The organism is Microbacterium sp. Leaf351 (genome assembly GCF_001423825.1).
GTDB lineage: Bacteria > Actinomycetota > Actinomycetes > Actinomycetales > Microbacteriaceae > Microbacterium > Microbacterium ginsengisoli.
Genome location: NZ_LMPK01000002.1, coordinates 45,508 through 55,764 on the forward strand (window position 1 = coordinate 45,508; position 10,257 = coordinate 55,764).

Annotated in this window: 9 protein-coding genes, 2 tRNA genes and 3 pseudogenes; 9 read left to right on the forward strand and 5 right to left on the reverse strand. The window is 67.9% G+C overall.

Annotated features, from left to right (window positions below; translation table 11 throughout):
- The 6 genes and pseudogenes from ASG00_RS16075 to ASG00_RS00715 all read left to right on the forward strand — a co-directional run.
- Positions 1-358, forward strand: a pseudogene (locus ASG00_RS16075) (DNA replication/repair protein RecF); the annotation flags it as partial.
- Positions 351-836 (forward strand): DUF721 domain-containing protein, encoded by a 486-nt coding sequence (locus tag ASG00_RS00700; protein WP_056206138.1) that lies wholly within the window; start codon positions 351-353, stop codon positions 834-836. The pseudogene ASG00_RS16075 and the gene ASG00_RS00700, both read left to right, overlap by 8 nt.
- 121 nt (positions 837-957) lie before the next feature.
- Positions 958-2,994, forward strand: a complete 2,037-nt coding sequence (gyrB, locus tag ASG00_RS00705) for a DNA topoisomerase (ATP-hydrolyzing) subunit B (RefSeq protein WP_056206140.1) — start codon at positions 958-960, stop codon at positions 2,992-2,994.
- 47 nt (positions 2,995-3,041) lie between these two features.
- Positions 3,042-3,979, forward strand: a pseudogene (locus ASG00_RS16080) (DNA gyrase subunit A); the annotation flags it as partial.
- Positions 3,980-3,982: 3 nt separating this feature from the next.
- Positions 3,983-5,530: pseudogene (locus ASG00_RS16085) on the forward strand (DNA gyrase C-terminal beta-propeller domain-containing protein); the annotation flags it as partial.
- On the forward strand, positions 5,527-5,937 hold the full coding sequence (locus ASG00_RS00715) for a DUF3566 domain-containing protein (RefSeq protein ID WP_045247913.1): 411 nt from the start codon (positions 5,527-5,529) through the stop codon (positions 5,935-5,937). The pseudogene ASG00_RS16085 and the gene ASG00_RS00715, both read left to right, overlap by 4 nt.
- A 54-nt stretch (positions 5,938-5,991) precedes the next feature.
- Here the strand turns inward: ASG00_RS00715 and ASG00_RS00720 are convergent, their stop codons facing one another.
- Positions 5,992-6,711, reverse strand: coding sequence for a VIT1/CCC1 transporter family protein (locus ASG00_RS00720; protein ID WP_045247914.1), 720 nt, complete (start codon positions 6,709-6,711; stop codon positions 5,992-5,994).
- A 139-nt stretch (positions 6,712-6,850) separates the two neighbouring features.
- Here ASG00_RS00720 and ASG00_RS00725 point away from each other — a divergent pair.
- Together ASG00_RS00725 and ASG00_RS00730 are read left to right on the forward strand one after the other, a co-directional pair.
- Positions 6,851-6,924 (forward strand) — tRNA-Ile (locus ASG00_RS00725).
- 13 nt (positions 6,925-6,937) lie between these two features.
- A tRNA-Ala gene (locus ASG00_RS00730) sits at positions 6,938-7,010 on the forward strand.
- Between the two features lie 55 nt (positions 7,011-7,065).
- Here the strand turns inward: ASG00_RS00730 and ASG00_RS00735 are convergent.
- The 4 genes from ASG00_RS00735 to ASG00_RS00750 all read right to left on the reverse strand — a co-directional run.
- The coding region (locus tag ASG00_RS00735; protein WP_442922560.1) for a hypothetical protein at positions 7,066-8,159 on the reverse strand (1,094 nt) is incomplete at its 5' end.
- A gap of 46 nt (positions 8,160-8,205) precedes the next feature.
- On the reverse strand, positions 8,206-8,523 hold the full coding sequence (locus ASG00_RS00740; RefSeq protein ID WP_045247916.1) for a hypothetical protein: 318 nt from the start codon (positions 8,521-8,523) through the stop codon (positions 8,206-8,208).
- On the reverse strand, positions 8,523-8,897 hold the full coding sequence (locus ASG00_RS00745; protein WP_056206144.1) for a YbaB/EbfC family nucleoid-associated protein: 375 nt from the start codon (positions 8,895-8,897) through the stop codon (positions 8,523-8,525). The genes ASG00_RS00740 and ASG00_RS00745 overlap by 1 nt, the downstream gene beginning before the upstream one ends.
- Before the next feature lie 65 nt (positions 8,898-8,962).
- On the reverse strand, positions 8,963-9,796 hold the full coding sequence (locus ASG00_RS00750) for a cytochrome c oxidase assembly protein (protein WP_056206147.1): 834 nt from the start codon (positions 9,794-9,796) through the stop codon (positions 8,963-8,965).
- Between the two features lie 119 nt (positions 9,797-9,915).
- Between ASG00_RS00750 and ASG00_RS14150 the strand changes: the two genes are divergently transcribed.
- On the forward strand, positions 9,916-10,257 hold a 342-nt coding region (locus tag ASG00_RS14150), incomplete at its 3' end, for an NUDIX hydrolase (protein WP_082482969.1).

Sequence of the window (10,257 nt, forward strand, 5' to 3'; positions counted from 1 at the left end):
GCTCGACCGGGGGTTGACTCTCGTCGGTCCGCACCGCGACGATCTGCTGGTGAGCGTGCGCGGACTCCCGGTGAAGGGCTACGCGTCGCACGGCGAATCGTGGTCGGCGGCGCTGTCGCTCCGTCTCGCCTCCGCCGCGCTCCTGCGGGAAGAGCGCTCCACGGGGGATCCCGTGCTCATCCTCGACGATGTGTTCGCGGAGCTCGACGCCGACCGTCGCACCCGGCTCGCCGGCGTCATCCACGATTTCGAGCAGGTGATCGTGACGGCGGCTGTGGAGGCCGATGTGCCTGCGGCGCTCCGAGGGCGCACGGTGCGCATCGACAGCGGTCAGATCGTCGGGGTCAGCGATGGATGAACCGGGTGTTCCGGAGACCATCGCGACCTATCGGCGACTGCGCGGTCTCGAGCCGTCGCCGCGAGCGAAACGGCGCGGCCGTCGGCCCGTGGTCGACGACGAGGATGCCCCGTTCGCGCCCGGTCGCGATCCGAAGGGCCTCGGCGATGTGGTCGACGCGCTGACGCGCGATGCCGGGTGGACCGGGGCGCTCGCCCGAGAGGACATCATCCTCCAGTGGCGGGAGGTCGCCGGCGCCGAGACCGCGCAGCACACACGACCACTCTCGCTCGACGATGGCCGATTGACCGTCGAGTGCGACTCGACCGCGTGGGCGAAGCAGCTCACGCTGATGCGCGCACAGATCGTCAGCGAGATCACACGACGGTTCCCGGACGCGGGCGTCGACGCAGTGCGCTTCATCGGACCCGACGTCCCCTCGTGGAAATGGGGCCCCAGAACGGTTCCAGGGCGCGGCCCTCGCGATACCTACGGCTGAGGCACGTCCGTCGGTGGCTCGGATCATTTCATCCCGCCATACGGGCGTACAGGGCCCGCGAAACCGCTCGGCGCGGTAGACTGGACCGGTATCGCCGACCTATCCGGAGCGCTCGAAACCTATGACGTCTGAAAACCCTGCCAGCGGACCCGAGAACTCCGAGAAGAAGGCTCCCGCGTCCACGCCGGGTGAGTACGGCGCCGATGCCATTCAGGTGCTCGAAGGCCTCGAGGCGGTGCGCAAGCGCCCCGGCATGTACATCGGATCGACCGGTCCCCGCGGCCTCCACCACCTCGTCTACGAGATCGTCGACAACTCGGTCGACGAAGCCCTCGCCGGCTACTGCGACACGATCGACGTGACGATCCTCGCGGACGGTGCGGTGCGCGTGATCGACAACGGGCGCGGCATCCCCGTCGACATCCACAAGACAGAGGGCAAGTCGACCGTCGAGGTCGTGCTCACCGTGCTGCACGCGGGCGGCAAGTTCGGCGGCGGCGGCTACGCCGTATCGGGTGGTCTCCACGGCGTCGGCTCCTCGGTGGTGAACGCGCTCTCCACACGTCTCGAGGTCGAGGTCAAGCGTCAGGGCCACGTCTGGCGGCAGTCGTACACGTCCGGCGGCGCCCCTGTCGCCCCCCTCGCGAAGGGCGAGGAGACCGACGAGACCGGCACCACCATCACCTTCTGGCCCGACCCCGAGATCTTCGAGACGGTCGTCTTCGACTACGACACGCTGCGCACGCGCTTCCAGCAGATGGCCTTCCTCAACAAGGGGCTCACCATCGCCCTCTGTGACGAGCGTGCCGACGAGGCGTACGAAGAGGATGTCGACGGCTCCCCGGTCATCCGTCAGCCCAGCGACGTCTATCTGTACGAACGCGGACTCGTCGACTACGTGCAGTACCTCAACTCGGTGCGCAAGATCGAAGCGGTCAACGACGAGATCATCGACTTCGACTCGGAGGACACCGAGAAGAAGATCGCCCTCGAGATCGCGATGCAGTGGACCACCTCGTACACCGAGAACGTGTTCACCTACGCGAACACCATCAACACGCACGAGGGCGGAACGCATGAAGAGGGCTTCCGCGCCGCGCTCACCACGCTCGTCAACAAGTACGCGCGCGCCCAGGGCCTGCTCAAGGAGAAGGACGACAACCTCTCGGGCGACGACGTGCGCGAAGGGCTCACCGCCGTCATCTCGGTGAAGCTCTCCGAGCCGCAGTTCGAGGGACAGACCAAGACGAAGCTCGGCAACACAGAGGCCAAGGCGTTCGTGCAGAAGGTCGTCGGCGACCAGCTCGGCGACTGGTTCGACCGCAACCCGGCACAGGCGAAGAACATCGTGCGCAAGGCGATCGACGCCGCGACCGCGCGCATCGCCGCGCGCAAGGCCCGCGAGACGGCGCGGCGCAAGAGCGTGTTCGAGTCCGCGTCGATGCCGGAGAAGCTGAAGGACTGCACGAGCAAGGACCCCTCGATCAGTGAGATCTTCCTCGTCGAGGGAAACTCCGCCGGCGGTTCGGCGGTGCAGGGGCGCAACCCGCACACGCAGGCGATCCTGGCGCTGCGCGGCAAGGTGCTCAACGTCGAGCGCGCACGACTCGACCGTGCGCTCGGCAACAAGGAGATCACCGAGATGATCCAGGCCTTCGGCACGGGCATCGGTGAGGACTTCGACATCACGAAGGCCCGTTATCACAAGATCGTGCTGATGGCCGATGCCGACGTCGACGGTCAGCACATCACGACGCTGCTGCTCACTCTGCTCTTCCGCTACATGCGCGGACTCATCGAGGCCGGTTACGTCTACCTCGCCCAGCCCCCGCTGTACCGCCTGAAGTGGTCGAACTCCGACCACCAGTACGTCTACAGCGACCGTGAGCGCGATGCGCTGCTGGCCGACGGCATCGCGAGCGGAAAGCGCATCCCGAAGGACAACGGCATCCAGCGATACAAGGGTCTGGGCGAGATGAACCCGAAGGAGCTGTGGGAGACGACGATGGACCCGGTCACCCGCACGCTGCTGCAGGTGACCATCGAGGACGCGGCGGCCGCCGACGAGATCTTCTCGACCCTCATGGGAGAGGACGTCGAATCCCGCCGCTCCTTCATCCAGCGCAACGCCAAGGACGTGCGATTCCTCGATATCTGAGGCCCGCCACCCCGCGCCCCGGATCACACGAACGAGATTGAACGACTATGACTGACGACGTCCGGCCCGACGAGGCATCCGAGCACAACCACGGCAGGATCGACCAGGTCGACCTGCAGTCGGAGATGCAGCGCAGCTACCTCGACTACGCGATGAGCGTCATCGTCGGGCGCGCGCTGCCCGACGTGCGCGACGGCCTCAAGCCCGTGCACCGACGCGTGATCTACGGCATGTACGACGGTGGCTTCCGCCCCGACAAGTCGTACTCCAAGTGCGCCCGCGTGGTCGGCGAGGTGATGGGCCAGTACCACCCGCACGGCGATGCCCCCATCTATGACGCCCTCGTGCGACTCGTGCAGCCGTGGTCGCTGCGCTACCCGCTCGCGCTCGGCCAGGGCAACTTCGGCTCCGCCGGGAACCTCGAGGCGGCCGCCCCCCGCTACACCGAGACCAAGATGGCTCCGCTCGCCCTCGAGATGGTGCGCGACATCGAAGAGGAGACCGTCGACTTCCAGGACAACTACGACGGTCAGACGCAGGAGCCGAAGGTCCTCACGGCCCGGTTCCCGAATCTGCTCGTCAACGGCTCCGTCGGCATCGCCGTGGGCATGGCCACGAACATCCCGCCGCACAACCTGCGCGAGGTGGCCGACGGTGTGCTGTGGGCGCTCGAGCACCCCGAGGCATCCGCTCACGAGCTGCAGGACGCCCTGATCGCCCGCATCAAGGGGCCGGACTTCCCCACGTCGGCGCAGATCCTCGGCACCCGCGGCATCATCGAGGCCTACCGCACGGGTCGTGGCTCGATCACGATGCGCGCCGTCGTCAACGTCGAGGAGATCCAGGGCCGCACGTGCCTGGTCGTCACCGAGCTGCCGTACCAGGTCAACCCCGACAACGTCGCGATCAAGATCCGCGACCTCGCCCGTGACGGCAAGATCGCCGGCATCGCCGACATACGCGACGAGTCGAGCGAGCGCACGGGNNNAAGCACACGCAGCTGCAGGACAACTTCGGCGCAAACATGCTCGCGATCGTCGACGGCGTACCGCGCACCCTGTCGATCGACGGCTTCGTCAGCCACTGGATCGACCACCAGCTCGACGTGATCGTGCGTCGCACCCAGTTCCGCCTGCGCAAGGCGGAGGAGCGCATGCACATCCTGCGCGGCTACCTCAAGGCGCTCGACGCGCTCGACGAGGTCATCGCGCTCATCCGCCGGTCGACCACTGTCGACGACGCGCGTGAAGGACTGAAGACGCTCCTCGACATCGACGACGTGCAGGCCGACGCGATCCTCACGATGCAGCTGCGGCGCCTGGCGGCGCTCGAGCGTCAGAAGATCATGGATGAGGCATCCGCCCTCGAGGAGCAGATCACCGACTACAAGGGCATCCTCGCGAGCCCCGAGCGCCAGCGCACGATCGTGCGCGACGAGCTGAGTGAGATCGTCGAGAAGTTCGGCGACGAGCGTCGCACCGAGATCCTGTTCGGCTTCGACGGCGACATGTCCATCGAGGACCTCATCCCCGAGGAGGAGATGGTCGTCACGATCACCCGTGACGGATACATCAAGCGCACCCGCAGCGACAACTACCGCTCGCAGCACCGCGGCGGCAAGGGTGTGAAGGGCGCGCAGCTGCGCGCGGACGACGTCGTCGAGCACTTCTTCGTGACGACCACGCACCACTGGCTGCTGTTCTTCACCACCAAGGGCCGGGTGTACCGGGCCAAGGGCTATGAAGTGCCCGAGGCCGGACGCGATGCGAAGGGTCAGCACGTCGCGAACCTGCTCGCCCTGCAGCCGGACGAGCAGGTGGCGCAGATCCTCGACATCCGCGACTACGCGACCTCGCCCTATCTCGTGCTGGCCACGCGGTCGGGCCTCGTGAAGAAGACGCGACTCGGTGAGTACGACACCAACCGTCAGGGCGGCGTCATCGCGGTCAAGCTGCGCGAGGGCGACGAGGTGACGAGCGCGCTGCTCGTCGACGAGTCCGACGATGTGCTGCTGATCTCGCGGCACGGCATGTCTCTGCGCTTCACCGCGACCGACGACGCACTGCGTCCGATGGGTCGCTCCACCGAAGGTGTGAAGGGCATGGCCTTCCGCGGGGATGACAGCCTGCTGTCGGCGTCGGTCGTCCACGACGAAGGATTCGTGTTCGTCGTGACCGAAGGCGGCTACGCGAAGCGCACCGACGTGGATCAGTACCGGGTGCAGAGCCGCGGTGGACTCGGCATCAAGGTGGCCAAGCTCCACGACGACCGAGGCGACCTCGCCGGCGGCCTCATCGTGGGCGAGGACGACGAGGTTCTCGTGGTTCTCGCAAGTGGCAAGGTGGTACGCTCTGCCGTGGCCGAGGTCCCGGCGAAGGGACGCGACACGATGGGAGTCGTGTTCGCCCGGCCCGACGACGACGATCGCATCCTCGCGATCGCTCGCAACGGCGAGCGAGGTCTCGCCGAGACATCCGATGCCCCGGCCGAGTCCGACGGCGTCGACGCAGGTACTGAGGAGAACACTGAGGCATGAGCACCGTAGCGGACAAGCTCGCGAAGAAGTCCAGCAGCTCGAAGGGCGCCAGCACCAAGCAGGTGCGACTGCGTCTGGTCTACGTCGACTTCTGGACGGCTGTGAAGCTCTCCTTCCTCGCCGCGGTGGCGCTCGCGATCGTGACGGTCGTCGCCTATGTCGTGGTTTACGCCGCCGTCGCGGCGACCGGTGTGCTCTCGAAGGCCGACGAGTTCACGTCGTCGATCTCGGGCGGCACATTCATCCTCAGCCACACGATCGGCCTGCCGCAGGTGCTCGCCTTCGCCGCGGTCGTCGCCATCATCAACCTCATCGTGGTGACGGTGCTCGGCGCTGTCGTCGCGGGAATCTACAACTTCGCCGTCAAGGTGACCGGCGGACTGCTGGTCGGGTTCACCTCGAACTGACCGACGGTATGACGAAGGGCCCCGCCGTACGGCGGGGCCCTTCGTCATACCGTCTCAGACGATGCCGGCGGTGCCGAGCAGGTGACCGATCAGGTAGGTGACCACGAGCGCGAGCGCGCCACCGATCACCAGGCGCAGCGCCGCCTTGCGGCGACCGCTGCCGCCGAGCTTCGCGGAGATCGTTCCGGTCAGCGCCAGCGCGATGATCACCACGACGAATGTGATCGGCACACGCAGGCCCGGGGGCGGCAGGAGGATCGCCAGAAGCGGAAGGATCGCGCCGGCCGTGAACGCGATCGCCGAGGAGAACGCGGCCTGCCACGGGCTGACCAGGTCATCCTGGTCGATGCCGAGCTCGACCTCGAGGTGCGCCGCGAGGGCATCGTGAGCGGTGAGCTCGGCCGCCACCTTCTCCGCGGTCTCCCGCGAGATCCCGCGCTGCTGATAGAGCTGCGTGAGCTCCTCGAGCTCCTCCTCGGGCATCTCGAGCAGCTCGCGCTTCTCCTTCTCGATGAGCGCCCGCTCGCTGTCGCGCTGACTGCTCACCGACACGTATTCCCCGAGGGCCATCGACACGGCGCCACCGACGAGGCCGGCGATGCCGGCCGTCAGCAGAGCGGGCACGTCGGTCGTCGCACCGGCGACACCGACGACGAGGGACGCGACGGACACGATGCCGTCGTTCGCGCCGAGCACACCGGCGCGCAGCCAGTTGAGACGCTGGCTCACACCACCGTTGTGCGGCTCGGCGTGCTCCGTGGATTCCTGGGTCATGCGTCCAGTAAATCGACCCGGATCGGGCCTCGGCAACGAAGGCATGGCTTGCCTGCGCCGCGAGCATCGGCGACGTCGAATTCGTGAAATGAGGAGGCGTCGGGTAAAGTCTTGGAGGTTGACGGCCGAGCCGTCGCACGGGGCTATAGCTCAGGCGGTTAGAGCGCTTCACTGATAATGAAGAGGTCCCAGGTTCAAGTCCTGGTAGCCCCACTCTTCTCCCTCCGGGGCCTTAGCTCAGCTGGTAGAGCGCCTGCTTTGCAAGCAGGATGTCAGGAGTTCGAATCTCCTAGGCTCCACAACACAACGACGGCCGGTCCCGAAGGACCGGCCGTTCGACGTTCCGATGCGAACTCAGTCGTCGTCGTCCGAGACGATACGTACGCCCCGTCGCTTTCCCCCGCGTTGCGGGGCGGCCGATCTCTGATCGGACATCGGACCCGATCCGGCGACGCCGGGATGCATCATCCGCGCGGCCGCCGCACCGGCGGCCGTCGTGCCGGCGACGGTTCCGGCGGGATCCGTTCCCGCCGAGGTCGATCCCACGAGGCCCGCGGCGGAGATGCCCGTGCTCGTCGGCGCACCGACCGATGCGATCGAGAAGCCCGCTCCTCCGGATACCCCTCCACCCAACGAGCCGTCGACGGTGAGTGCAGCGACCCCCGTCGCCGAGCCCGGGGCGCCGACGCCGGTCATCCCGGCGTCGATGCGCGTGCGGTCGAGGTCTGCAGCGCCGCCCGCGAGGGTGAGTCGGTCATAGCCCGTGGATCCGAGCTGCGTCGCGGCCGCGGCATCCACCGTCCCGCCGGCGGTCACGACCGTCGCTGCGGGCGAGTTGCCGGCCAGCGTCGCGATGAGCGACGACGTGCTGTCGAACAGGGACCGCATCTGCTGCACGAAGCCGACGAGGGACTTCACCGACCGCAGCACCTGCACGATGGGCTTCGCGACCTTGTTGACCATCTCGTTGACGCGCGTGACGACCCGGGCGATCGCGTAGCCCATTCCGAGTCCGAAGGATGCCGCCACCACCGCCATGGCTTCGATCGCCGTGGCGAGCACCTTCGAGATCGCCGACTTCACGACGCTCTGCATGCGCGCCACAAGACCTGATGCCGTCGTCAGTCCGCTCGAGACCGAATCCGCCCAATCGCCGGAAGCGGTCAACTGACGCGACGTCTCTTGCGCGAACCGCAGATACGCGATCACCGTCGCTCCCGACAGCCCCTCGAGATCGCTCGTCCGCGCGGCGAGCGTCGACCCGGCGCTGCGCATCGACGCACCCGCGCTCGTCCACTGGGACGCGACGCCGCTGACACTCGCCTCGCTCCCGGCGAGCTGTTCCAGCCAGGACTTGAGCGGGCCGAGAAGGTTGATCACCCACCCGAGTCCGGCGCTCGCGATCGTTCCGATCGGATCGGCCGCGGCGGCTGCAGCGCTGCTGAGGGNNNGTGCCCGCGTAGGGGGCGGCGAGCGTCTGTGCAGAAGGGGTCATCAGTCCATCGCCCTCTCGAGATCATGCAGTGTCGTGACGATGTCGGCCTCGAGCTGCTCCCACTGCTGAGCCGTGCCCCGCAGCTGCCCTGCCGTGCGCAGCAGCAATGACTCGTTCGTACCGAACATGCCGGTGGCCGCTGCGGTCATCGCGAGCGAGGGCGGCACGAGGAACGCGCACAGGATGCCGAACGCGTCCGAGGCGAGATCGCCCCCGCGCAGTGCGCCGATCGCCCGGGTCACGTCGTCGGCGAGGGATTCGACGAGCGCGGCGTGATGCCTCAGCCTGTCGAAGTCGAGCGCGATCTCGTCGCCCATCACGTCGTCCTCTCCACGGCGGGCGCGGATGCCGCGGCGCGAAGCTCGCTGACGATCGGGTCGTCGTCACCGAGCAACCGGGACACGCGCCGCAGCGCCTTTTCCTGCACGTCGTCCTGGGCGACCGCGATCACCGCGAGGATCTCCTGGGTGAGCCGTCGCGCACCGCGCGCAACGGCCTGATCGCCGAGGCGGAGGCCGGTCACCCGACCGGTGGCATCCACCTCGACGAACACGTCCTTGGCGGCCGAGTACGCGCTGCCGCGCACCTCCGCCATCGCGGCCTGGAAGGCCGGCATCTTGTCAGCGCGCTCCTGGGTCAGGCGGGCATCCGCCTCGACCTGCGCGATCGTCTCCTCCGCATCGGGCAACACAGCGCCACGCTAGCCACGCGTCGCCGACGCGCGAGGGGGTTTTCCACAACCCGATGAACGCCGGGTCAGGCGCTCTCGGCGCGACCCCCGCGCAGGTGCTCCTGGGTCAGACGCTCGTACTCGTCGTCGTCGAGCTCGTCGTACTGGGTGGCCTCGCGTCGATCGCTGCGCATCCATCGCAGGAGCAGGATGACGAGCACCGGCACGTCTGCGACCTCGGCGATGAACCACAGCATGTCACCCGCGAGGTGCTGGTCGTGCAAGGGGTTCGGCCACCACCCGAGCGAGGAGGTCGTGGTGGCCGCGGCATCCACCACCGAGTCGTTAAGTCGCAGCAGGATGCCGGGCACCGAGTCGATGAGCAGCTCGACGAAGGCCAGCAGGAACTCGATGGTGATGAACAGACCGGTGTGCACCGCGGAGAGCGCGGCCATCGGCAGGACCAGAACCACCCCGACAATCGGGACGATCACCCCCAGGAGGGCATCGGTCAGCGGGTTCGAGCGCAGGGCACCGGCGAGAGGCGTGAGGAAGACGCAGAAGATCGCGGCGACGAAGACGGTCGCGAACATCGCATTTCCGAACAGGCGCACGAGCCGCGAGGCGAGGAGTCGAGCGATGCGCGCCGCGCCGGTCGGGCCGGTCGCCGCCTCGGCGAGCTCGAGAGGGCGGCCCACCACCACTCCGGCCGGAACCACGAAGATCAGCAGTGCGATGCGGGTCGTGAATGCCCAGCGAAGCTCACCGGAATAGACGCCGAGGAATCCGAGCTCCACGACCGCGTACGAGCCGAGGCCCAGACCGAAGAACAGCAGCGTGCGCGTCAGCGGCCACTCCACCCCGCGGCGGCGCGCGGCTCTCACGCCCCAGAGATAGCTTGCGCCCGCGACGAGCAGCACGACGATCGTGAGGGGATCGGCGCGCCAAGTGGTGAGGAAGGTGGCGATGTCAGGCGTGCCGGACAGTGTACGCCCGGCCGCCCAGCCCGCCCCGAGAGCACGGGTCGTAGGCTTCGGACATGGACATCCGGGTCGCCGCGTACGCCGTCATCACCGATGCGGAGGGGAGGGTGCTCCTCGCCCACTGGAACGAAGGCGGCCGGAGCGGATGGACGATGCCGGGCGGGGGCATCGACCCCGGAGAGGACCCGATCGACGCCGCTCGCCGCGAGGTGGACGAGGAGACCGGCTACGAGGCCCGCATCGGCGCGCTGCTCGGCATCGATTCGCAGGTGATCCCGGCGGGAAAGCGGTTCCCGGGAGCGGCGTCACCCCTTCACGCGCTGAGGATCATCTACCGCGCGGAGACCGTGGGAGGCGCGCTACGCAACGAGGCCGACGGCTCGACGGACGAGGCGCGG